Source organism: Amycolatopsis sp. NPDC114504 (assembly GCF_055633595.1).
On record NZ_JBVKDU010000006.1, the window covers coordinates 633898 to 656438 of the forward strand.

General features: G+C 70.9%; 22 protein-coding genes. 14 read left to right on the forward strand and 8 right to left on the reverse strand.

What is annotated here, in order from left to right; all coding sequences use genetic code 11:
- Window positions 1–137 precede the first annotated feature (137 nt).
- From ACZ7PG_RS44800 to ACZ7PG_RS44830, 7 genes are all read left to right on the forward strand, one after another.
- Window positions 138–833, forward strand: coding sequence for a hypothetical protein (locus tag ACZ7PG_RS44800; RefSeq protein ID WP_470245296.1), 696 nt, complete (start codon window positions 138–140; stop codon window positions 831–833).
- A 45-nt stretch (window positions 834–878) separates the two neighbouring features.
- Entirely contained in the window at window positions 879–1931 is a 1053-nt protein-coding gene (locus ACZ7PG_RS44805; protein ID WP_470245297.1) for a sensor histidine kinase, read from the forward strand.
- On the forward strand, window positions 1928–2683 hold the full coding sequence (locus ACZ7PG_RS44810; protein ID WP_470245298.1) for a LytR/AlgR family response regulator transcription factor: 756 nt from the start codon (window positions 1928–1930) through the stop codon (window positions 2681–2683). Before ACZ7PG_RS44805 ends, ACZ7PG_RS44810 begins: the two co-directional genes overlap by 4 nt.
- A 40-nt stretch (window positions 2684–2723) precedes the next feature.
- The gene (locus ACZ7PG_RS44815; RefSeq protein WP_470245299.1) at window positions 2724–3074 is read left to right on the forward strand and encodes a hypothetical protein; all 351 of its coding nucleotides are present in this window, start codon (window positions 2724–2726) and stop codon (window positions 3072–3074) included.
- Window positions 3074–4798: a sodium/solute symporter gene (locus ACZ7PG_RS44820; protein WP_470245300.1), complete on the forward strand. Its 1725-nt coding sequence runs from the start codon at window positions 3074–3076 to the stop codon at window positions 4796–4798. The genes ACZ7PG_RS44815 and ACZ7PG_RS44820 overlap by 1 nt, the downstream gene beginning before the upstream one ends.
- 70 nt (window positions 4799–4868) lie before the next feature.
- Window positions 4869–5231 carry a DUF485 domain-containing protein gene (locus ACZ7PG_RS44825; RefSeq protein WP_470245301.1) on the forward strand — a complete coding sequence of 121 codons (363 nt, stop codon included), beginning with the start codon at window positions 4869–4871 and terminating at the stop codon, window positions 5229–5231.
- Window positions 5228–6838, forward strand: coding sequence for a solute symporter family protein (locus ACZ7PG_RS44830; RefSeq protein ID WP_470245302.1), 1611 nt, complete (start codon window positions 5228–5230; stop codon window positions 6836–6838). The genes ACZ7PG_RS44825 and ACZ7PG_RS44830 overlap by 4 nt, the downstream gene beginning before the upstream one ends.
- A gap of 63 nt (window positions 6839–6901) precedes the next feature.
- Here ACZ7PG_RS44830 and ACZ7PG_RS44835 read toward each other — a convergent pair whose 3' ends face one another.
- The gene (locus ACZ7PG_RS44835; RefSeq protein ID WP_470245303.1) at window positions 6902–7639 is read right to left on the reverse strand and encodes an isocitrate lyase/PEP mutase family protein; all 738 of its coding nucleotides are present in this window, start codon (window positions 7637–7639) and stop codon (window positions 6902–6904) included.
- Window positions 7636–8097: a carboxymuconolactone decarboxylase family protein gene (locus ACZ7PG_RS44840; protein ID WP_470245304.1), complete on the reverse strand. Its 462-nt coding sequence runs from the start codon at window positions 8095–8097 to the stop codon at window positions 7636–7638. The genes ACZ7PG_RS44835 and ACZ7PG_RS44840 overlap by 4 nt, the downstream gene beginning before the upstream one ends.
- A gap of 46 nt (window positions 8098–8143) precedes the next feature.
- Between ACZ7PG_RS44840 and pdxR the strand changes: the two genes are divergently transcribed.
- The gene (gene pdxR, locus ACZ7PG_RS44845; RefSeq protein WP_470245305.1) at window positions 8144–9514 is read left to right on the forward strand and encodes a MocR-like pyridoxine biosynthesis transcription factor PdxR; all 1371 of its coding nucleotides are present in this window, start codon (window positions 8144–8146) and stop codon (window positions 9512–9514) included.
- Between the two features lie 137 nt (window positions 9515–9651).
- Here the strand turns inward: pdxR and ACZ7PG_RS44850 are convergent, their stop codons facing one another.
- The 3 genes from ACZ7PG_RS44850 to ACZ7PG_RS44860 form a co-directional block, all read right to left on the reverse strand.
- On the reverse strand, window positions 9652–10377 hold the full coding sequence (locus ACZ7PG_RS44850; RefSeq protein ID WP_470245306.1) for a peptidylprolyl isomerase: 726 nt from the start codon (window positions 10375–10377) through the stop codon (window positions 9652–9654).
- A gap of 273 nt (window positions 10378–10650) precedes the next feature.
- Entirely contained in the window at window positions 10651–11616 is a 966-nt protein-coding gene (gene meaB / locus ACZ7PG_RS44855; RefSeq protein WP_470245307.1) for a methylmalonyl Co-A mutase-associated GTPase MeaB, read from the reverse strand.
- Complete coding sequence (locus ACZ7PG_RS44860; RefSeq protein WP_470245308.1) at window positions 11617–12804, reverse strand: acetyl-CoA C-acetyltransferase; 1188 nt, start codon at window positions 12802–12804, stop codon at window positions 11617–11619.
- A 137-nt stretch (window positions 12805–12941) separates the two neighbouring features.
- On the opposite strand from ACZ7PG_RS44860, the gene mce reads away from it, so the two are divergent.
- The gene (gene mce / locus ACZ7PG_RS44865; RefSeq protein WP_470245309.1) at window positions 12942–13397 is read left to right on the forward strand and encodes a methylmalonyl-CoA epimerase; all 456 of its coding nucleotides are present in this window, start codon (window positions 12942–12944) and stop codon (window positions 13395–13397) included.
- A gap of 82 nt (window positions 13398–13479) precedes the next feature.
- Here the strand turns inward: mce and ACZ7PG_RS44870 are convergent, their stop codons facing one another.
- Window positions 13480–14052, reverse strand: coding sequence for a TetR/AcrR family transcriptional regulator (locus tag ACZ7PG_RS44870; RefSeq protein ID WP_470245310.1), 573 nt, complete (start codon window positions 14050–14052; stop codon window positions 13480–13482).
- A 19-nt stretch (window positions 14053–14071) separates the two neighbouring features.
- Complete coding sequence (locus tag ACZ7PG_RS44875; protein ID WP_470245311.1) at window positions 14072–14440, reverse strand: SPW repeat domain-containing protein; 369 nt, start codon at window positions 14438–14440, stop codon at window positions 14072–14074.
- A 205-nt stretch (window positions 14441–14645) separates the two neighbouring features.
- On the opposite strand from ACZ7PG_RS44875, the gene ccrA reads away from it, so the two are divergent.
- From ccrA to ACZ7PG_RS44900, 5 genes are all read left to right on the forward strand, one after another.
- Window positions 14646–15986, forward strand: coding sequence for a crotonyl-CoA carboxylase/reductase (ccrA, locus tag ACZ7PG_RS44880; protein WP_470245312.1), 1341 nt, complete (start codon window positions 14646–14648; stop codon window positions 15984–15986).
- Between the two features lie 237 nt (window positions 15987–16223).
- Window positions 16224–17405, forward strand: a complete 1182-nt coding sequence (locus ACZ7PG_RS44885) for a chromosome segregation protein (protein WP_470245697.1) — start codon at window positions 16224–16226, stop codon at window positions 17403–17405.
- 82 nt (window positions 17406–17487) lie between these two features.
- Window positions 17488–17940: a universal stress protein gene (locus ACZ7PG_RS44890; RefSeq protein WP_470245313.1), complete on the forward strand. Its 453-nt coding sequence runs from the start codon at window positions 17488–17490 to the stop codon at window positions 17938–17940.
- A gap of 4 nt (window positions 17941–17944) precedes the next feature.
- Window positions 17945–19063 (forward strand): adenylate/guanylate cyclase domain-containing protein, encoded by a 1119-nt coding sequence (locus ACZ7PG_RS44895; RefSeq protein ID WP_470245314.1) that lies wholly within the window; start codon window positions 17945–17947, stop codon window positions 19061–19063.
- 155 nt (window positions 19064–19218) lie between these two features.
- A complete protein-coding gene (locus ACZ7PG_RS44900) occupies window positions 19219–20961 on the forward strand; it encodes a DNA/RNA helicase domain-containing protein (RefSeq protein ID WP_470245315.1) in 1743 nt (580 codons plus the stop codon).
- Window positions 20962–21490: 529 nt separating this feature from the next.
- Here the strand turns inward: ACZ7PG_RS44900 and paaE are convergent.
- Window positions 21491–22540 (reverse strand): 1,2-phenylacetyl-CoA epoxidase subunit PaaE, encoded by a 1050-nt coding sequence (paaE, locus tag ACZ7PG_RS44905; RefSeq protein WP_470245316.1) that lies wholly within the window; start codon window positions 22538–22540, stop codon window positions 21491–21493.
- Between the last annotated feature and the right edge of the window lies 1 nt (window position 22541).

Genomic DNA, 22541 nt, shown 5'->3' on the forward strand with positions numbered 1-22541 from the left:
CACCAACGCCGATCGCTCACTGCCGGTCACCGCGGCCCAGGCACCGCTCACCGCACAGCCGGTTCCCTTCCCCGAGTGTTCCACGTCACACTCATCTGCACATGCATCAGCACATGCATGATCGCGGGGAGGGTGCGATGAACTACGAGCGGCCGGCGGAACACCGGACGATCCTCGCCGTGGACGTCGAGGGCTACGGCGACCAGCGCAGGACGACGCCCCACCGCCTGGCGTTGCGCAAGGGGCTGTACCGCGCGCTGTTCCGGGCCTTCGAGGACGCCGGCCTCCCGTGGCTGAACTGCCGGAGAGAGGACTGCGGGGACGGCGTCTTCGTCCTCGCCCCGGCGGAGATCCCCAAGGGGCCCTTCGTCGAATACCTGCCCAACGCGCTCGCCGTGGCGCTGCACCGGCACAACCTGACCCACCACGCCGAGGCCCGGATCCGGCTGCGGATGGCCCTGCACGCGGGCGAGGTCGCCTACGACGACTTCGGCGTCACGGCGCCGGCGATCAACCAGACGTTCCGGTTGCTGGAGGCCCCACCGCTGAAGGAGGCGCTCAAGTCCTCGCGCGGGGTGCTGGCACTGATCACGTCGGGCTGGTTCTTCGACGAGGTCGTCCGGCACAGCGAGGCGCTCGACCCGGCGACGTTCCGGCCGGTGCCGGTGGCGGTCAAGGAGACCCGGACGACCGGCTGGATCTCGCTGCCGGACCGGCCGTACCCGGCGAACGCCCTCCTGCGCGGCCGCGGCACGGCGCTCGACGACTACCGGACCTGGCGCCGTCACCGCCGCCACGCCCAGGTGCTGGCCGACCGTGACGGGCCCGCGTAGCCGTAGGATCTGGTCCCCTGGACACCGCCGCCGAGGGGAGGCCCGATGACCGTGCACCTGCGTCCGGCCTCCCGTGCCGACCCGCTGCCGGTGCTCGCCGCCGCCCGCCGGATCACCGACGACCTGCGCGACGGCCTGTCCGGCACCCGCGCCCGCCGCGCCGCCCACAGCCTGCGGCGGCTCTTCGGCTTCCCCGGGCTCGGCCTCACCGACCTGTCCGGCTCGCTGCTCTGGTCGGGGCGGCCGGGGCCGGACGCGGTCGTCGCGACGGTGCTCGACGGCGTCCTCCACACCGAGGAACCCGGCTCAGCACCCGACGTCCTCGTGCTGCCGCTGCACGTCCGCGACGAACTGGCCGGGGCGCTGCTGGTCGTCGGCGACGTCCGGGACGCCGTCGCCGGCCAGGCCGCCGACCTCGTCGTCCAAGCCCTCGAGCGCGGCCGGCTCGAGGCGTCGGCGGAACAGGCGGCACAGGCCGAACTGCGGGCGCTGCGGGCCGAGATGTCCCCGCACTTCGTCTACAACGCGCTGACCGTCATCGCGTCGCTGGTGCGCTCGGACCCCGACCGCGCCCGCGACCTGATGCTGGACTTCGCCGACTACACGCGCTACAGCCTCGCGCGCCACGGCGAGTACACGGTGGTCGCCGAGGAGTTCCGCGCGATCGAGACGTACCTGGCGCTGCAGCGGGCGGTGCTCGGCGAGCGGCTGCGCGTCCAGGTGCGGGTCGCGCCGGAGATCCTCGCCGTCGCGGTGCCCTACCTCGTGCTGGAGCCGCTGGTGGAGAACGCGATCCGGCACGGCATCGAGCCCCGGTCGGGCACCGGGCTGGTCCAGGTGCACGGCCAGGCGGAAGGGAACGACTGCGTGATCTTCGTCGAGGACGACGGGGTCGGCATGGACCCGAAGCGCGCGGCGGACATCCTGGCGGGGCGCACAGGCGAGGACGACCCCGCCGGTCTCGGACTGGCCAATGTGGACAGACGACTGCGCGACGTCTACGGCGCCTGGTACGGGCTGACCGTCGAAACCGAGGTCGGCGCGGGCACCCGGGTGGTCGTGCGGGTGCCGCGGTTCCAGCCGGGGGTGCTGCCGTGACCGGGCTCCGCGTGCTCGCTGTCGACGATCTGCCGCCGGCCCTGGACGAGTTGTGCCGCATGCTGCGCGAAGCACCCGAAGTCGGCGAAGTCGTGGGCGCGGCCGACGCGCTGAAGGCGTTGAGGCTGCTTCAGGCCGACAGGTTCGACGCGGTGTTCCTCGACATCTCGATGCCGGGCCTCGACGGGCTCGAGCTGGCCGGGCTGCTGGCGAAGCTGAGCGAGCCGCCGGTGATCGTGTTCGTCACGGCCCACGACGGCCACGCGGTGACGGCGTACGGCATCGGCGCCGTCGACTACCTGCTCAAGCCGGTCCGCGCGGAACGGCTTTCCGCTGCTTTGGCCAAGGTGACGCGCATGGCGACGCCGTCATCGCGCTCGACCCCGGACGCGATGGCGGCGCTCCCGGTCGAGTCCGGCGGCCGCACGAGGTACGTCCGCCGCGACGACGTGCTGTTCGTGGAGGCCCACGGCGACTACGTCCGGCTGCACTCGCGCTCCGGCGTCCACCTGGTGCGGATGCCGATCTCCCGGCTGGAGGAGTACTGGGAGGGAACGGGGTTCAGCCGCGTGCACCGCGGGTTCCTGCTGTCCGTCGGGGCGGTGCTGGAGCTGCGGAGTGACTCGGCGGGCGGCCTGCTGGCGCACACCGAGGCGGGCGACGTCCCGGTCAGCCGTCGCCACGCGCGCGACCTGCGGGACAGGTTGCTCGAGGCTGCCCAGCGCGGCCAACTCGGGCCGGGCCAGCGATGAACGCCCGCGCCGAAGCCACCCACCGCCAGGCAGGCCAGCGATGAGCAAGATCCGCCGGGTCGCCGTCACCAGCCCGCAGACCCGGCTCGCCCACGCCCGCCGCCGCTCGCGGCACCGCTGGCGGCAGACCCGCCTCCCCGTCGGCGACACCCAGCGCGCCACCGCCCTCTACCGCGCCCAGCGCCGCCGCGGCGTGCCCGCGCTCGTCCTCATGTTCGCCCTCCTCCTCGGCCTGCCCGGCCTCTTCGCGATCTTCCCGGGCCTGGACACCCTGCGGCTGCTGGGAATCCCGGTCTCCTGGCTGATGATCGCGGTCCTCCCCTACCCGGCGATGGCGCTGCTGGCCCGCTGGCAGCTGCGCCGCGCCGAGCGCCTCGAGGACGACGGCTAGTGGGTGTCGCACTCGCCGTCGCGCCGGTCGTGCTCGTGACGCTGCTCATCGGCGTCCGCGGGGTCGCCGCCATGCGCACCACGTCGGACTTCCTCGTCGCCTCCCGGCGGATCTCACCGCTGGTGAACTCGGCCGCCGTCTCGGGCGAATACCTGTCCGCGGCCTCGTTCCTGGGCGTCGCGGGGCTCGTGGTCAAGGACGGCATCGGGGCGCTCTGGTACCCGGTCGGCTTCACCGCCGGCTACATCGCGATGCTCGTGCTGGTCGCCGCGCCGATGCGGCGCTCGGGCGCGCTGACCGTCCCCGACTTCGCCGAAGCCCGGCTCAACTCCCCGGCGCTGCGCCGCCTGGCCGCCGTCGTCGTCCTGGTGATCGGCACCATCTACGTCGTCCCGCAGTTCCGCACCGCCGGGCTGGTGCTCACCGCGGTCGGCGGCACGCCGTACTGGGTCGGCGTCGTGCTGGCCGGCGCCGCGGTCAGCATCACCCTCGCCCTCGGCGGGATGCGCGCGGCGACGTACGTCCAGGCGTTCCAGTTCGTGCTGAAGCTGCTGCTGTTCCTGATCCCGGCGATCTGGCTGGTGCTGCAGGCCGGCGCCGTCAACCGGACCGACGCGCTCAACCCGGTCGAGTTCACCCACTTCGCCCGCGAGACGCCGGTGAAGTTCGAGGTCGACGTCACCATGGAGATCCGCGAGCCGACCGCCGTGCGGCGCAACGGTGTCGCGGAAACCCTGTCCCCCGGCGAATTCACCGCGCACAGCCAGGACGAGGTCGTGTTCGGCGAAGGCGCGGCGGTCCCCGCCGTGCGCGGCGGCGCCCCGCTCGGCGGGCACGACTGGCAGCGCCCGCTGCTCGACCTCGGCGACCAGGGCTACCCGCTGCTCGGGACGTGGGCGGTGCTCATCGCGACGATGCTCGGCACGATGGGCCTGCCGCACGTGCTCATGCGCTTCCACACCAGCCCGGACGGCCGCGCCGCGCGCCGCACCGCCGCGATCACCGTGGCCCTGCTGGGGATCTTCTACCTCTTCCCCGGCGTCTACGGCGTCCTCGGCCGCGTCCTCGTGCCGGGGCTCTACCTCTCCGGCGCCACGGACACCGTCGTCGTCGCGCTGCCGTACCAAGTGGACAGTGGCTGGGCCGGCGGCCTCTTCACGGCGTTGCTGACCGCGGGCGCGTTCGCCGCGTTCCTGGCGACGTCGCTCGGGCTGCTGCTGGTGATGTCCGGCGCGATCGCGCACGACCTCGTCCCCGGCGGCCTGCGCCGGCTGCGGATCGCCGTGTTCGGCGTCGCCGGCGTGATGGTGCTGCTGGCGCTGCGGTCGGCCGAGCTCGACGCCGGGGTGCTCGTCACGTGGGGCTTCACCGTGGCCGCGTCGACGTTCTGCCCGCTGCTCGTGCTCGGCATCTGGTGGCCGCGGCTGACCGCGGCGGGCGGGATCGCCGGGGTGCTGACCGGGCTCGTCGCGTCGTCCGGCTCGATCCTGTACGCCCTCGCCGGGCCACCGCTGCGCGGCTGGGTGGCGATCTTGGTGCAGCAACCGGCACCCTGGTCGGTACCGCTGGCGTTCGGCGTAATGGCGTTGGTCTCCCTGAGGGGCAGGCCACCCACCTGGTCGACGGCCGCGATGCTGCGCCTGCACCTGGACGAACCCCGTTCGGCCGGACCGCGCGACCGTTCGTCAACCGTTCGTCGTCTCGCCCGGCTGTTGAACCGCTGAATCTTCACACGAGACTCACAGCTCCCTACGGTGTCGCAGGTCACTTTCCGCAACGTCGCAGGGAGCAGCGATGAGCACGACCGACACTGGCGGCGGGCCCCCGGACACGTCAGAAACCATCTGGGAACGCGCGCACGAAAGCACCGAGTTCCGTGAGCTGCGCAGCCGCCTGCGCCGGTTCGTCTTTCCGATGACGGCTGTCTTCCTCATCTGGTACCTGCTCTACGTGCTCCTCGCGGACTACGCGCACGGCTTCATGAGCACGAAGGTGTTCGGCAACGTCAACATCGGCTTGATCTTCGGCCTGCTGCAGTTCGTCTCGACGTTCGTGATCACCGGCCTCTACGTCCGGTACGCCAACCGGAAGCTGGACCCGGTCGCCGAGAAGATCCGTGAGGACATCGAAGGCGAATCCGCGAAGGAGCAGGCATGACGACGAACATCGCCGCGGGCGTGGAAGGCAGCAACCCGCTTCTCAACATCCTCATCTTCGCCGCCTTCGTCCTCATCACGCTGGTGATCGTGTTCCGCGCCAGCCGCAACACGAAGACCGCGTCGGACTACTACGCCGCCGGCCGCGCCTTCACCGGTCCCCAGAACGGCATCGCGATCTCGGGTGACTACCTTTCGGCGGCGTCGTTCCTCGGCATCGCCGGCGCGATCGCCATCAACGGCTACGACGGCTTCCTCTACTCCATCGGCTTCCTGGTCGCGTGGCTCGTCGCGCTGCTGCTGGTCGCGGAACTGCTGCGCAACACCGGCAAGTTCACGATGGGCGACGTGCTGGCGTTCCGGATGAAGCAGCGCCCGGTACGGGCCGCGGCCGCGACGTCGACGCTGATCGTGTCCTTCTTCTACCTGCTGGCCCAGATGGCCGGCGCCGGCGGTCTCGTCGCGCTGCTGCTCGGCGTCGAAGGCGGTGGCGCGCAGGCCATCGTGATCGCCGTGGTCGGCATCATCATGATCGCCTACGTCCTCATCGGCGGTATGAAGGGCACCACCTGGGTGCAGATCATCAAGGCCGCGCTGCTGATCGTCGGCGCGCTCGTGATCACGCTGTGGGTGCTGGGCAAGTACAACTTCAACTTCTCCAGCCTGCTGCAGGCCGCCGTCGACAAGGCGGGCAAGGCCGGGGAGACGCTGCTCGGCCCGGGCAAGCAGTACGGCGCCACCGGAACGTCCAAGCTGGACTTCTTCTCCCTCGGCATCGCGCTGGTGCTGGGCACGGCCGGTCTGCCGCACGTCCTGATGCGCTTCTACACGGTGCCGACCGCCCGCGACGCGCGCCGCTCGGTGGTCTGGGCGATCGTGCTGATCGGTGTGTTCTACCTGTTCACGCTGGTGCTCGGCTACGGCGCCGGTGCGCTGGTCGGGCCGGACACGATCAAGAAGGCACCGGGCGGGGTCAACTCCGCGGCGCCGCTGCTCGCGCTCGAACTGGGCGGGCCGGTGCTGCTGGGCCTGATCTCCGCGGTCGCGTTCGCCACGATCCTCGCGGTGGTCGCCGGCCTGACGATCACAGCGTCCGCGTCCTTCGCGCACGACGTCTACGCGAACGTCATCAAGCGGGGCAAGACGTCGCCGAACTCGGAGGTCAAGGTCGCCCGGATCACCGCGGTGGTGATCGGCGCGCTCGCGATCGGCGGTGGCATCCTGGCCAACGGGCAGAACGTCGCGTTCCTCGTGGCGCTCGCCTTCGCGGTGGCGGCGTCGGCGAACCTGCCGACGATCCTGTATTCGCTGTTCTGGAAGCGGTTCAACACCCAGGGCGCGCTGTGGTCGATCTACGGCGGCCTGGCCATCACGATCGTGCTGATCGTGTTCTCGCCGGCGGTGTCCGGCAAGAGCACGTCGATGATCAAGACCGCGGACTTCGCCTGGTTCCCGCTGAGCAACCCGGGCCTGGTCTCGATCCCGGCCGCGTTCATCCTGGGCTGGCTGGGCACGATCCTGTCCAAGGAGCACGACGAGAAGAAGTACGCCGAGATGGAGGTCCGCTCCCTGACCGGCGCGGGCGCCGAGAAGGCCGTCGCGCACTAACCCCCCGAAGACACCGAAGGCCGTCGTGAGTAATCCTCGCGGCGGCCTTCGGCCATTCCCCGGTCAGTAAGGCAGCTTCCCCTCGGCGACGCTCGCGAGAGTCGCTTCGAGGTGCTTGCGGGCGTACTGCCAGAGCCCGCCGCCGAGCGAAATCCGCGCCACGCCCAGTTCGGCGAGACCGTCCAGGCCAGGGCTGCCCGGCCACGCGGGCGCGTTGACAGCGCCGCCGACCCCCTGCACGAACACCGCGAGCACCTCGGGTGAGCGCAGGTGGATCGGGTAGACGCAGTCGGCGCCCGCCTCGAAGTAGGCCTTCGCCCGGGCGATGCCGTCGGCCAGGTGGTCCTTCGGATCGACGCCGCGGAACGAGTCGACGCGAGCGTTGATCACCAGGCCGTCACCCGCCGCCTCACGCAGGGCGGCGATCCGCTCCGCCTGCTCGGCGACCGGCCGCACGTCGCCGGTGGCGTGGTCGGTGTCCTCGAAGTTGCAGCCGACGGCGCCGGCGTCGAGCAGCCGCCCCGCCAGCTCGGCGCCGGACAGGCCGTAGCCCGACTCGGCGTCGACGGTCACCGGGATCCGCACGGCGGCCACGATGCGTTTGGCCGCCGCGAACATCTCGTCGACCGGGGTTTTCTCGCCGTCGGGGAAGCCGAGCACGGACGCCACGGCGACCGAGCTGGTCGCCACGACCGGGAACCCGGCGGCCTCGACGAGCCTCGCGGTGTCGGCGTCCCACGCGTTCGGCAGCACCAGCGGCTTGCCGGGGACGTGCAGCGCCTTGAGCCCGGCGGCGCTCACGCGTCGCGCTTCGGGAGCGGGCTGTGGGAGGTGACCGCCATGCGGTTCCAGCTGTTGATCGCGATGATCTCCCACGCGATCGCCCGGTACTGGTCTTCGGTGAGCACCTTCGTCGCCTGCTCGTAGACGTCGTCGGGCACGCTCTGGGTCGCCGAGAGCTTGGTCATCGCCTCGGTGAGGACGAGGGCGGCCTCTTCCTCTTCGGTGAACAGGTCGGTCTCGCGCCAGCCGGCGAGCACGAACAGCCGGCGGGCCGACTCGCCCAGCTCGAGGGCGTCGCGGCTGTGCATGTCGAGGCAGTACGCGCAGCCGTTGAGCTGGGAGGCCCGCATCTTCACCAGTTCGAGGAGCTTCGGGTCGACGCCCGCGTTCGCGGCGGCCTTCTCGACCTCGGCCTGCAGGTTCGCCATCGCCTGGTAGATCTCGGGCGCGCGCCCGAGTCCGATTCGCTTCGTCATGCCGTCCACGCTAGTCCGAACTGGTCCACGGGTATGGTCCAGTCACATGACGGATTCGTGGTCCAGTTCCGGGCTCGACGTCCACCTCGGCTGGGACCCTTCGACCGGCCGCGGCGGCCTCGCGGACGCGATCCGCGCGGCCATCCGCGAGGGCCGCTGGCAGGCGGACGCGGCGGTGCCGTCGACCCGTTCCTTGGCCCACGACCTGGGTATCGCCCGCGGCACGGTCACGCGGGTGTACGCCGACCTGGCGGCCGAGGGGTACCTGCGCACGGCTCAGGGCGCGCCGACCCGCGTGGCGACGGCGGGCTCGCTGCCCCAGTCCGCACCGCGGCCGGCGCCTCGAGAGCCGGCGCCGCGCTGGGACCTGCGGCCGGGACGCCCGGACCTGACGGCGTTCCCCCGCCAGGCGTGGATCACCGCGACCCGCCGCGCCCTGCTGCGGACCCCGGCGTCGGCGTTCGGCTACGAGTCGGAGCTGGGCGCGCCCGAGCTGCGGGACACCCTGGCCGGCTACCTCGCCCGCGCCCGCGGGGTGGTCGCGGACCCGGAGCGGATCGTGGTGTGCCACGGGTATTCGCACGCCATCGCCGTCGTGTCCCGGGCCCTTTCCTCGCTCGGCGTCGGCGAAATGGCGTTCGAGAACCCGTCGTTGGACATGTACCGCTCGATCGCGGCGGCGCAGGGCCAGCGGGTCGTCGGCGTCCCGGTGGACGAGCACGGCCTCGACGTGTCCGCTTTGGACAGTCCGGCGGTGGTCGTGACGGCGGCGCACCAGTACCCCACCGGCGTCACGCTGGCCCCGCACCGCCGCGCCGAGCTGGCCCGCTCGGGGGCGTTCGTGCTGGAGGACGACTACGACGGCGAGTTCCGCTTCGACCGCCAGCAGGTCGGGGCGCTGCAGGCGCTGGCACCGGAGCGGGTGATCTACGCGGGGACGGCGAGCAAGACCCTGGCCCCGGCCCTGCGGCTGGCGTGGCTGGTGCTGCCGCGGACGCTGGTGGAGCCGGTCCGCGCGGCGATGGCCGGCAGCGGCTCCCGGCCGGCGACGCTGAACCAGCTGGCGCTGGCCGAGCTGATCGACTCGGGCGCGTACGACCAGCACATCCGCCGCAGCCGCGCGGAGTACCGCTCCCGCCGCGCGCGTCTCATGGCTGCCCTCCCGGATTCGGTCCGCCCCCAAGGCATCGCGGCGGGCCTCCACTTGCTCCTGATGCTCCCGCCCGACGGCCCGTCCGAGGCGACGGCCATGGCGGCCTGCGGCCGCCGCGCACTCGGCCTAGAGGGCCTGACGGACTATTGGATGACCCCCAACGGCCCCGGCGGCCTGATAGTCGGCTACGCGGCAACGCCAAAACACGCCTTCGCCGGCGCAACCCAGACCCTGATAGAGGCCCTCTGGGAAATCACGTCCTAACCCCCAGACCCACCCAATCACGTGTGATGCCCCTCCAATCACACGTGATGCCTCCCCAGACACACGTGATGCCCCCTCAATCACGTGTGATGCCCCGAGCGGGCCACCCCCGAACCGGGAGTGGCCCGCCTTCACCGTCAGAACCAGCAGTCAGGCCGGACGCGGAGCAGTTCCGTCCGCAGCGCGGGCGTCCCGTCGACCGGCGCCGGGTCGTCCGCGGTCGGCACGATCCCGCCCGCGGCCACTCGGTCCAGGGTCTTCAGCCCCTGGGCCCCGACCGTGCCGAACACCGTGTAGTTCGGCCGCAGCGCGGAATCGCCGTACACGACGAAGAACTGCGAGCCGTTCGTGTCCGGCCCCGCGTTGGCCATCGCCAGCAACCCGCGCGCGTACACCTTGCGCGCGCCGGTCGGGTCGGTCGGCGACGGCGGCAGGTCCACCGGCAGCTCGTCCTTGTACTTGTAGCCCGGCCCGCCCTCGCCGGTCGCGCTCGGGTCGCCGCACTGCAGGACCTTCAACGTCGGGTAGGACGTCAGCCGGTGGCACACCGTGTGGTCGTAGAACCGGTGGTTCGCCAGGTGCAGGAAGCTCTGCACGGTGCACGGCGCCTTCGCGCGGTCGAGCCGAAGCGGCAGCGCGCCCTGGCTGGTCGGGACGGCGACGTCGACCTTGCCGTGGCTCGGCGTGTGCCGCGGGTCGGGCGGCAGCGGCACCGGCCGCGACGCCGGTTCGTCCGGGGTTTCGGTGTACTGGCAAGGCCCGTGCGTCGTCTTCGGCGGCGGCGCGTCGGCCGCGGTGGCGACGCCGTTGCCGGCCACGAACAACGCGCCGACCGCCAGCGCGGTGACGAGTGTCTTCTTCATCCTGCACGCCCTCCCAGTGATCGCCCGGTTCCGGAGCGCCCCGCAGTCTAGGGCCCGGCACCGACAACAAGAACCGGCGAAAGTCGCTCGCGTCACGCGGTCGGGTGAACCTCGACGCCGGAACCCCCGAAACTGTCGGACCCCCGGCGCACGATGGTCAGCACGCGGCAAACCCGCCGCACCCGAGGGGAGAGCGTCATGACATTCCGGCGAAGACCCGTTGCCGTGGCACGGTTTCTGCTCACGCGGCTCGCGTCGGCGGTCCGGGCCGCGCTACTCCCGCAGGTCCGCGATCAGCTCATCCGCGGCGGCGAACGGATCGATCTCCCGTGCGACGACGCGCTCGGCCACCCCGGCCAGCCGTCCCCCGCCCCGCAGGTCCGCGAGCTCGGCCCGCAACCGCCGCACGGCGATGGCCTCGACCTCGTCGCGGGCTCGCGCCACCCGGCGCCGGGCCAGCTCGTCGTGCTCCACCAGCCAGGCGTGGTGCGCGGCCAGCGCCGCCACGACTTCGTCGACGCCTTCGCCCTTCGCCGCCACCGTCCGCACGATCGGCTGGCGCCAGCTCGCGCCCCGGATCTCCCGGCGCGCCAGCGAGATCATCTGCTTGAGGTCGTGCACCGTCGCGTCCGCGCCCTCGCGGTCGGCCTTGTTCACGACGAAGACGTCGGCGATCTCGAGCACCCCGGCCTTCGCGGCCTGGATGCCGTCACCCATGCCCGGCGCGAGCAGCACCACCGTGGTGTCGGCCAGCTTCACGACGTCCACTTCGGACTGTCCGACGCCGACCGTCTCGATCAGCACCACGTCGAAGCCGGCGGCGTCGAGCACGCGCACCGCCTGCGGGGTCGCCCACGACAGCCCGCCGAGGTGTCCGCGCGTGGCCATCGAACGGATGAACACGCCGGGATCGGTGGCGTGCTCGGTCATCCGGATCCGGTCGCCGAGCAGCGCCCCGCCCGAAAACGGCGAAGACGGGTCGATCGCCAGCACCCCGACCCGCTTGCCCGCCGCGCGCAACGCGGTGAGCAGGGCCGACGTCGAAGTCGACTTGCCGACACCCGGCGGTCCGGTGAGCCCGACCACCCGGGCCCGCCCGGTGTGCGGGGTCAGCGCCCGGGCGATCTCGGCGACGCGGGGATGGGCGTCCTCGACGAGCGACAGCAGCCGCGCGACGGCACGGGGCTGCCCGTCCCGCGCGCGGCCGACCAGGTCGTCGAGGTCGAGTGCACCGGCCACTTACGCCGACGGCACCCGCAGCAGGAGGGCGTCGCCCTGGCCGCCGCCACCGCACAGCGCGGCCGCGCCGAGCCCGCCACCGCGGCGGCGCAGCTCGTGGATCAGGTGCACGGCGAGCCGGGCCCCGGAAGCGCCGATCGGGTGGCCGAGCGCGATGGCCCCGCCGTTGACGTTGACCTTCTCCGGATCGAGGCCGAGCTTCTCGGTCGAGACGAGCCCGACCGCGGCGAAGGCCTCGTTGATCTCGACGAGGTCGAGCGCGTCGGCGCCGAGGTTCGCCTTCGCCAGCGCGGCGAGGATCGCGTTCGACGGCTGCTCGTGCAGGCTGGCGTCCGGCCCCGCGACGACGCCGTGCGCACCGATCTCGGCGATCGCCGTGAGGCCGAGCTCCTCGGCCTTCGCCTTGCTGGCCACGACGACCGCGGCGGCACCGTCGGAGATCTGCGAGGCCGAGCCCGCGGTGATGGTGCCGTCGGAGGCGAAGGCGGGACGCAGCTTGGCGAGGCCTTCGGCGGTCGTGTCGGCGCGGACGCCTTCGTCGGTGTCGAAGACCACCGGGTCGCCCTTGCGCTGCGGGATGGAGACCGGCGCGATCTCGTCGGCGAACCAGCCGTTCTTGATCGCCTCGGCCGCGCGCTGGTGCGAGCGGGCGGAGAACGCGTCCTGCTGCTCGCGGGTGAGTCCGTAGCGGGAGTTGTACTTCTCCGTCGAGGAGCCCATGGCCACCTGGTCGAAGGCGCAGAAGAGGCCGTCGTAGGCCATGTGGTCGACGAGCGTGGTGTCGCCGTACTTGAAGCCGGAGCGGGACTTGGGCAGCAGGTGCGGTGCCTGGGTCATCGACTCCTGGCCGCCGGCGACGACGATGTCGAACTCGCCGGCGCGGATCAGCTGGTCGGCGAGCGCGATGGCGTCGAGGCCCGAAAGGCAGACCTTGTTGATCGTCAGGGCGGGCACGCTCATCGGGATGCCCGCGGCGACCGCGGCCTGGCGGGCCGGGATCTGGCCGGCGCCGGCCGTCAGCACCTGGCCCATGATCGTGTACTGCACCGCGTCCGGCGAGACCCCGGCGCGTTCGAGGGCCGCCTTGATCGCGACCCCGCCCAGCTGTGCCCCCGTGAAGTCCTTGAGGGATCCGAGCAGGCGCCCGATCGGTGTACGGGCGGCACCCAGGATCACGGAACCGGACACGGCGTCCTCCAAGCTTCGGCGCATGGGCAGTTTTTCCGACCATACCCGGAGGGCGGGCTTCTTGATGGAGCCAGTGTGAGGCGGGGCACGCGACGATTCTGGGAGAACGCCGGGCGGGCGCCCCCTATCCTGCCCCCATGGATGACGCCCTGCGGCCGTTCGTGACGGCCATCGACCACGTCGGCATCGCGGTCCCGGACCTGGACGCGGCCATCGAGTTCCACCGCACGCACTTCGGCCTGGAAGTGGCGCACGAGGAGGTGAACGAGGAGCAGGGAGTGCGAGAGGCGATGCTGCGCGCGCCCGGTACGGCGGGCACGGAGACGCAGATCCAGCTGCTCGCCCCGCTGCGCGACGACTCGGCGATCGGCAAGTTCCTGGCCAGGAGCGGCCCGGGGTTGCAGCAGCTGGCGTACCGCGTGTCCGATGTGGACGCGGCGTCGGCGGCACTGCGCGAGCAGGGCCTGCGCCTGCTGTACGACGCGGCCAAGCGCGGCACGTCGAACAGCCGGGTGAACTTCATCCACCCGAAGGACGCGGGCGGCGTGCTGGTGGAGCTGGTCGAGCCGGCCAAGGACGGCGCCGCGCACTGAGCACCGCCGACCCGTTCCGGCGTAACGACTTCCGCGCGCCGGGGCCGCACGTCCGTGCCAAGAACAGGGCCAAGAACAGGGGCTAGGCCGGCGAGGTCTTCGACACGAGGGCGTCGGCGATGAACGTCAGTTCGCCGTCGAACTCGGCGGGCAGGTCGTCGTCCGAGTGGCGGGCCGTGGCGTGCCGGTGGCTGACCGCGCGGGCCAGCAGGCCCGACGCGCGGTCGATGTCGGCCGCCGGGACGCCGCCGCCCGTCGCCGCCAGGATCACCGCGCGGACCTGGCGCACGAGCACCTGGAAGCGCTCGTGGAGGGCGTCGCGGACGACGTGGTGGGTGTCGGCCTCGCGCCACAGCAGGTGCGAGAGCCCGAGCGACCGGCTGAAGCGGTGGTCGAGCTCGCGGACCAGCCGCCGCAGGCTGCCCACGAGGTCGCCGGGGACGACGACCACGGCCGGCTCGATGCGCTCGTCGGGCAGCCGCTCGACGAGCGCGGTGAGCAGGTCCGCCTTGTGCCGGAAGTAGTAGTGCACCAGCCCCTTCGGCACCCCGGCCCGCTCGGCGATGCGAGAGGTCGGGGTGGCGTCGAAGCCGGACTCGGCGAAGAGCGCCTCGGCGGCGCGGAGAATGCGCTCCTTCGCCGAATCCTCGGTCATGCGGGTGCCTCCTGGTCGCTCAGTGCTGGCCTGCCGTGCGGTGCGCGGCGCTCGCGACCGGCATCGCCGCCGCGCCGGCGATGACCGTCAGCACCCCGGCGATCCAGGACGTCCAGGACGCGCCGTTGAACTCGGTGTACCCCATCACCCACGGCGCGATGAAGAGCAGCACGCCGAGTGCGATCTGGATGCCCTCGCCGTAGACCATGCCGGGCATGGCCAGGGAGACCAGTCCGTCGAGTGCGATCAAGGCGCCCAGGACGACCATCGTCCACATCGCGGTCGTGTCCATGCTCAGCCAAAGGGGTGAAAGAGCGGCGACGACCCCGATGACGACCTCGGCCCAATCGTGGGGCCGGGTCCATGCGCGCGTAGAGACTTCACTCATTCGTGCTCACCTCCGTCGGTGAAACTGCTGGTCGGGTGGGTGTTCCCACGGCCGATGATCCGCTTGACTGGCCAGCCGGTCAAGACTGGTCGGTCACAGTTCGACGTGTAATCGTGCTGTCCGTCTCGTACAGTTGTGTGCGCGAGTTACCGGCGAGTAATTTCTGCCGCCAACGCCGTTGACCCCCATCTCCGCGGAGGAACCGATGACGCAGCTCGGCGAGATCCAGCAAGCCATCCTGAACGGCGAGTCCGCCGCGGTCGGCTCCCTGCCCGTGCCCGAGAGCTACCGCGGGGTGACCGTGCGGGCCGACGAGGTCGACATGTTCGAGGGCCTCGAGAGCCGGGACAAGGACCCGCGCAAGTCGCTGCACCTCGACGACGTCCCGGTGCCCGAGCTGGGCCCGGGCGAGGCGCTGGTCGCCGTGATGGCGAGCGCCATCAACTACAACACCGTGTGGACGTCGATCTTCGAACCGATCCCCACGTTCAAGTTCCTGAAGAAGTACGGGAAGCTCTCGCCGCTGGCCAAGCGGCACGACCTGCCCTACCACGTAGTCGGGTCCGACCTGTCCGGCGTCGTGCTGCGCACCGGTGTCGGCGTGCACAACTGGAAGCCGGGCGACGAGGTGGTCGCGCACTGCCTGAACGTCGAGCTCGAGAGCCCGGACGGGCACAACGACACGATGCTCGACACCGAGCAGCGGATCTGGGGCTTCGAGACGAACTTCGGCGGCCTCGCCGAGATCGCGCTGGTCAAGGCCAACCAGCTGATGCCGAAGCCGGACCACCTGACCTGGGAGGAAGCCGCCTCCCCCGGGCTGGTCAACTCCACCGCCTACCGCCAGCTCGTCTCGCGCAACGGCGCGGACATGAAGCAGGGCGACGTCGTCCTGATCTGGGGCGCCTCGGGCGGCCTCGGCTCCTACGCGACGCAGTACGCGCTGAACGGCGGCGCCATCCCCGTGTGCGTCGTCTCGAGCCCCGAGAAGGCGGCGATCTGCCGCAAGCTCGGCGCCGAGCTGATCATCGACCGCAGCGCCGAGGCCTACCGGTTCTGGAAGAGCGAGACCGAGCAGGACCCGAAGGAGTGGCAGCGCTTCGGCGCGAAGATCCGCGAGCTGACCGGCGGCGACGACCCGGACATCGTGTTCGAGCACCCGGGCCGGGAGACGTTCGGCGCGTCCGTCTACGCCGCGCGCAAGGGCGGGACGATCGTCACGTGCGCGTCGACCTCGGGGTACATGCACCAGTACGACAACCGCTACCTGTGGATGAACCTGAAGCGGATCATCGGCTCCCACTTCGCGAACTACCGCGAGTCCTGGGAGGCGAACCGGCTGATCTCGAAGGGCCTCATCCACCCGACGCTGTCGAAGACGTACTCGCTCGAAGAGACCGGGCAGGCCGCGCTGGACGTCCACCGCAACGCCCACCAGGGCAAGGTCGGCGTGCTCGCGCTCGCCCCGCAGGAAGGCCTCGGCGTCCGCGACGAGGAGAAGCGCGCGAAGCACATCGAGGGGATCAACGCGTTCCGCGGCGCCTGATGCACAGCGCCTGATCGACAGCGCACGATCGACGACGCCTGATCGACGGCGCCTGATCCACGACGCCGGGGGCGGCTCCCGCTCCCGGCGTCGGAATCCACCGGGATGGGCCCGGATCCGGCAAGATCCCTTCGCCGCATCACAGGGCACGTTCGGCGCACCGCACGGGTGCTCACCCTTCCGTGACCCGGCTGCGACTACGGTAGGCGCATGAGCCTTGGCGATGAACGGGAGCTTGTGCCGCTGGGAGCCGGCTTCGACGTGGCGAAGCGCGGGTACAGCCGAGCGCAGGTCGACGAGCACCTCGAGCGGCTGGACGGCGACCTCAAGATGCTCACCGCCGACCGGGACGCGGCCATCGCGCAGTCCGGCGACCTGGCGCGGCAGCTGGAGATCGCGCGCGGGGAGATCGCGGACCTGCGCGGGCAGGTCGACCGGCTCGCCCAGCCGCCGACGAGCGTCGAAGGCCTCTCCGAACGTCTTCAGCGGATGCTGCGCCTCGCGCAGGACGAATCCGCCGACACGCGCGCCCGCGCCGAAGCCGAGGCCGGGCACATCCGGGCCAAGGCCGAGACGGACGCGAGCGCCATGCGTGCCCGCTACGAGCAGCTGCTCACCGAGCTCGACCTGCGGCGCAAGGAGATGGAGGCGGAGCACCGCAAGGTGCTCGAGGACGCCCGCGCGCAGGCCAAGGAGATCACCGACAAGGCCGAGGCCGAGCGCACGAAGCTCGACACCGAGTCGTCGGAACGTCGCACGAAGGTCGAAGAAGACTTCGAGATCGCGATGGCCGCGCGCCGCACCGAGGCGATGCGAGTGCTGGCCGAACAGGAGGCGGCGAGCAAGGCCGAGGCCGCGCGCCGCGTCCAGGAAGCGACGCAGGACGCCGCCGACATCCGCGCGAAGATCCTCGACGAGGAGACGACCGCCAAGGCCGAGATCGACCGCCGGCAGCGGGAGTCGGTCGCGGACGCGAACAAGCGCCGTCAGGACTCGATCAACGAGGCGAACGCCCGGCTCGCGGAGGCCGCCGACGAGGCGCGGCGCCGCGTGACGACGGCGACCGAGGAGTCGAACCGGCGGATCACCCAGGCCAACGAGCGCGTCGACAGCCTGCGCAAGGTGCGCGGCGGGCTGGCCGAGCAGGTCCGCGCCGCGCGCGCGGTGCTGGCCGAGGCCCACACCGTCCTCGGCGACGACGTCAAGGTGCCCGCGGACGTCACCGCGGACCTGAAGGCCGAAGACCTGAAGGCGGACGCCGACACCGGGAAGACGACGCCGGTGGGTGACGTCGAGGAGACCATCCGGATCAAGGCGTCCGACGTCCCGAAGCCGCAGCAGGCCCCCAAGCCGACCCCGAAGCCGGCTCCGAAACCCACTCCGCGGCCAAGCGGAGCGCGGAAAGCGACTGGCGAGTAACCTTCCACCCGACACGGCGCGGACGAGCCGGCACGCTCGGCTATCGTCCCTGCTCACGCGGGATCACGTGGAGGTTTTGCGCATGGGTGCGGCATATCGGACCGTGGTGGTGGGCACGGACGGCTCGGAGTCCTCGTTCGCCGCGGTGGACCGCGCGGCGGCGGTGGCCGGCGACGCGGGCGCCACGCTCGTCATCGCGTGTGCGTTCTACCCGGCCAGCAAGACCGACGTCGACAAGGCCCAGGACGTCCTCGGCGACGAGGCGTACCAGGTCGTCGGGTCGGCGCCGGCCGAGGACACGCTGCAGTCGGCGCGCGACCGTGCGGTGCGCGCCGGGGCCGAGAAGATCGACACGCTCGCGGTGAAGGGCGACCCCGTCGACTCGCTGCGCAAGGTCGTGCACGAACGCGAGGCCGACCTGCTGGTGGTCGGCAACCGCGGGCTGAACACGATCGCCGGCCGGATCCTGGGCTCGGTGCCGTCGGAGGTGGCGCGCAAGTCCGGCGTGGACGTGCTGATCGTCCACACGACCTGAGCTCGTGACCGATTCGAGCGAAGAGCTCCAGCAGCGGCTCGAACGCGTCCTGCTCGGCGGCAGGCGGAAGTACACGCGGCTCGAAGTGGCCGAAAAAGCCGGCGTGCCCGAAGAGCGGTCACGCCGGCTTTGGCGCGCGCTGGGGTTCGCGACGGTGCCCGACGACGAGGTCGTCTTCACCGACGCGGACGTCGAGGCGATGCGGACGGCGGACCAGCTGGTCCAGTCGGGGCTGATCGACCCGAGCATCGAGGTGTCGGTGACGCGCGCGCTCGGCCAGCACCTGTCGCGGCTGGCCGAGTGGCAGGTCGACATGCTCTGGCAGCTGATCAAGGAGCAGCCGGAGCTGGGACGCAGCGAGCGTCAGGTGGCCCGGCTGGTCGACCGGCTGCTGCCGGAGCTCGAGCGGGTGCAGAACTTCGTCTGGCGCCGGCACCTGGCGGCGTACGCCGGCCGGGCGTTCGCGGCGCCGGACGAGAGCCTGGAGGCGCGCACCCAGGTGGTCGGGTTCGTCGACATGGTCGGCTACACGCGCCTGACGCGCCAGATCGACGAGGAAGAGCTCAGCCGGGTCCTCGACGCGTTCGAGCTGCTGGCGACGGAGACGATCGCCGAGCACCACGGCCGCGTGGTGAAGATGATCGGCGACGAGGTCCTGTTCGTGGCGGACGCGGCGGTCGACGCGGCGGAGATCGCCCTGGCGCTGACGGAGCGCACATCGGCGGACGAGAGCCTGCCGGCGGTCCGCGCGGGCATGGCGTCGGGCCGGATCCTGTCGCGCTTCGGCGACGTGTACGGCTCGGTGGTCAACCTGGCGGCCCGCCTGACCTCGGTGGCCCGCCCGGGCACGATCCTGGTGGACCGCGAGCTGGCTTCGGAGCTTGCGGAGGAGAAGGCGTACGAACTGCGGCAGCGCAGGCCGGTGACGGTCCGGGGCTACAACCGCCTCCGCCCGGCGGCGCTGAGGCGGGCGAGCGAGGCGCCGAGCGGGATGTTCGCGAGCTCTCAGCAGCTGGCGGCGGAGATGCTGGGCCTGACAGACCCGTCGTCCAGTCCCGACGCCGAGTCGGAGGACGGCTCGCCGCAACCCCGCGGACGGCGCCGCCGCCGTCGAACGCGCTGAACCGGATGCCGGACACAATCGCCCGAAGGCGCCGCTCGGGGCCATGGCTGCCAGGCGAGCCGGTATCGCTCTTCGTCACGTACGGCTAGGATGCCTTCGACATACAAACTCCTGGCTTCCGTTCGCGGACACGCCAACACTGTATGGAGCTATACATGACGACTCTGCGTTCCGACTCGCAGACGCTGGCTGAGGCCACCGAAGCGCGGTCGCCCTATGAGGCCGCCTTTCAGCTTTTCGCACGCGAACTCGTCGAGGCAGGCCTCGGCTCCGCGGATGTCCTCCGCGAGCACCGATTGCCGCACACCAGCCACGAGCCCGATCTGATCGTGTGCGGTGTCGATCCGAACACCGGTTCCCCCTCGTACGCCGTCGTCGAGATCAAGACCTGGACCAGTACTGACACCGGCTGGAGCACGACGGGCCTCACCCCGGTCGAACGAGCCGAGCAATACGCCCGGTATCTCGCCGACTACCTTCCGGCCTCGGCGGAACACCCCGCTGTCGTGACCGGGCTCGCTTACCTTCCGCAGGCGGCAAGCAAGCCGCAACAACATGAACGCCTCTTCACCGGTGAAGACCAGGTCGCTTTACGCGCTTTCCTGCGGTCGCGGCTCGCCGCCGATCCCACGCGGAAGAGCACGGAACTGCTCATGCAGAGCGATAACACTCCCGCTCGTCAGTTATCGACCTCCGTTGCGGAGGAGATCGGGCAGGGAGGCCAATTCGTCCTGCTGGGTGAACAGCAAAGCGCGTACTCGCTGATCCTGGCTGCCCTGCGACGCGCCGTCGACAGCGGCACCAAAGAAATCGTCGTGGTGTCAGGAGGAGCGGGAACCGGGAAAAGCCTGCTCTCCGTCTCACTGCTGGGTGAGCTTCACCGAAGCGGCTGCTCCGTGCGGCACGCCACCGGTTCGAGAGCGTTCACGACCAGCCTGCGGAAACTGACTGCTTCCCGCGCGCCGGGTACGAAAAACCTGTTCGGCTACTTCAACAGCTTCATCGGAGCCGAGCCCGACGGGCTCGACGTCCTTATCTGCGACGAAGCCCAGCGAATCCGCGCCAGCTCGGCGAATCGCTACACACCACGTGAATCTCGCACACGGACTTCCCAAGTGGAAGAGCTGATGCAGGCTGCTCGGGTGACGGTCTTCCTGGTCGATCCCCACCAGATCGTCCGTCCTGGGGAGACAGGCACGGCCGAGCTGATCGAGTCGACGGCGATCAGGCACGGCTGGCCCGTCCACCACATCGACCTTGATGGACAATTCCGGGCAGACGGGAACCCGGAGTACGACGTTTGGGCTCGGCGTTTGCTCGGACTCGACGAAAACCGGTTGGGGGCAACGACCTGGCCGAGGACAACCGGGTTCACCCTCACCACCGCCTCCACGCCCCAAGAGCTGGAAGACCGGCTGGCCGCCGAAGCGGAGCACGGCCACTCAGCGCGCCTGGTCGCGGGAATGTGCTGGCCCTGGTCGGATGCTGTTCCTCACCAGCCGCTACCCCTCGACCTGGTGATCGGCGACTGGGAACGACCGTGGACCGTCAAAGGGGACCGCGGTGTGAACGGAGCGCCGTCAAGCGCGCTGTGGGCCGTCGACCCGGCCGGGTCTGAGCAGGTCGGCAACATCTACACGGCCCAGGGGTTCGAATTCGGCTGGACGGGGGTCATCCTCGGCCCGGACCTGATCTGGCGCGGCGATGGCTGGATCGCGAACCGCGAGGCCTCGCGCGATCCCGCGGTACGGCGAGCTGACGACAAGCTGTTCCACACCTATATCCGGCGCACCTACTACGCGCTGATGATCCGCGCTCGAACCGGCGTGATCCTGTACTCCACCGACGCGGAGACCCGCGAAAAACTCCGGTCACTCATCGAGCCCGACCGGCCGTAGGTCCCATCGGTCCCAAAGTCAGGAGCGGCCAGACGCATCCATCCCACTTCGTTTCGCCCAGCAGCAACAACATCGGGCTTCCGCTCACAGCGGACATGCCCTCAGACGCTCTGGAGAGGCACTGTGCATTCCGACCACCCCGTAGCAACCGGCCCTGCTGGCCCGCCCGGCGCGGCACCCCCTCCGGCGGAGCGAGTGGAACCGCCGAAGAGCAGATTATGCTGGATTCTCGACGACGATCGTCGAACCTTTCGCGCCGTCGTGCTTCTGCTCACCGTTTACTTCATGGGTGCGGTTCTGGTAGCCCACGGCATCGACGTAGAGGTGCTGATGAACTGGAAGTCACCGGCCCCTTGGTCGGCAGCCGGTCTCGGTGGAATCGCTGCCTCGCGTGGCGCCTACATCGTGGGTAAACGCTGGCGGATGCGCCGACAGAAGGCGGCCCGGGAACCAGCGTCCGGTGGCGGTGAGTAGTAACGCAACCAATGGCGTTGCCCACAGGTGATTAGCCTGTGGGCAACGCCGGGTCCTAAGCGTCGAAGTCCACCGTGATCGTCTCCGAGACCGGGTACGACTGGCACGTCAGCACGAACCCCGCTTCCACCTCCGCCTTTTCCAGCGCGAAGTTCCGCCGCAGGTCGACCTTCCCCTCCGTCACCCGGGCCCGGCACGTGCCGCACACGCCGCCCTTGCAGGCGAACGGCAGGTCCGGCCGGAACTTCTGGGCGCCGTCCAGCACCGACGACGACCGCGGCAACGTCATCGTCGACGAGCGGCCGTCCAGGACCACCGAAACCTCCGACGACTCCCCCGCCACCGCCGGGTCCAGGTGGGCGACCGGGTCCGGTGGGGTGTCCACGTAGAACAGCTCCTGGTGGACCCGCGAAGCCGGGACCTCCAGCGAAGCCAGCAGCTCCTGCGCCCCCGTCACCATCTCGAACGGGCCGCACAGCCACCAGTGGTCCACGGAGGACACCGGGATCAGCGAGGAAAACAGCGAACGCAGCTTCGGGACGTCCAGGCGGCCCGTGAACAGCTCCGCCTCGCGCGGCTCGCGCGACAGCACGTGGATCAGCTCCAGGCGGGACGGCGCGCGGTCCTTCAGGTCCGCCAGCTCGTCCGCGAACATCACCGTGTCCGTGCGGCGGTTTCCGTAGAGCACCGTCACCGTCGCGTCCGGGGTCGCCAGCAACGACGACACGATCGACAGCACCGGCGTGATGCCCGACCCCGCCGCGATCAGGACGTGGTGGCCGCCCGCCGCCAGATCCGGGGTGAACGACCCGGTCGGCGTGGCCACTTCGATCGTGTCGCCCGCGCGGACCTCGTTCACCAGCCACGACGAGAACAGGCCGTCCGGGACCAGGCGGACGCCGACCCGGGGTGCCGTGCCCGCCGCCGCGCAGATCGAGTACGACCGGCGCTCGTCGCGGCCCTCGATCGAACGCCGCAGGGTCAGCGACTGGCCCGGTTTGAAGTCGTACTCCGTCGCAAGAGAAGCGGGCACGTCGAACGTCACCGCGACCGCGTCGTCGCACAGGCGCGCGATGCCCGCGACCTTCAAGGGGTGAAAAGCCACC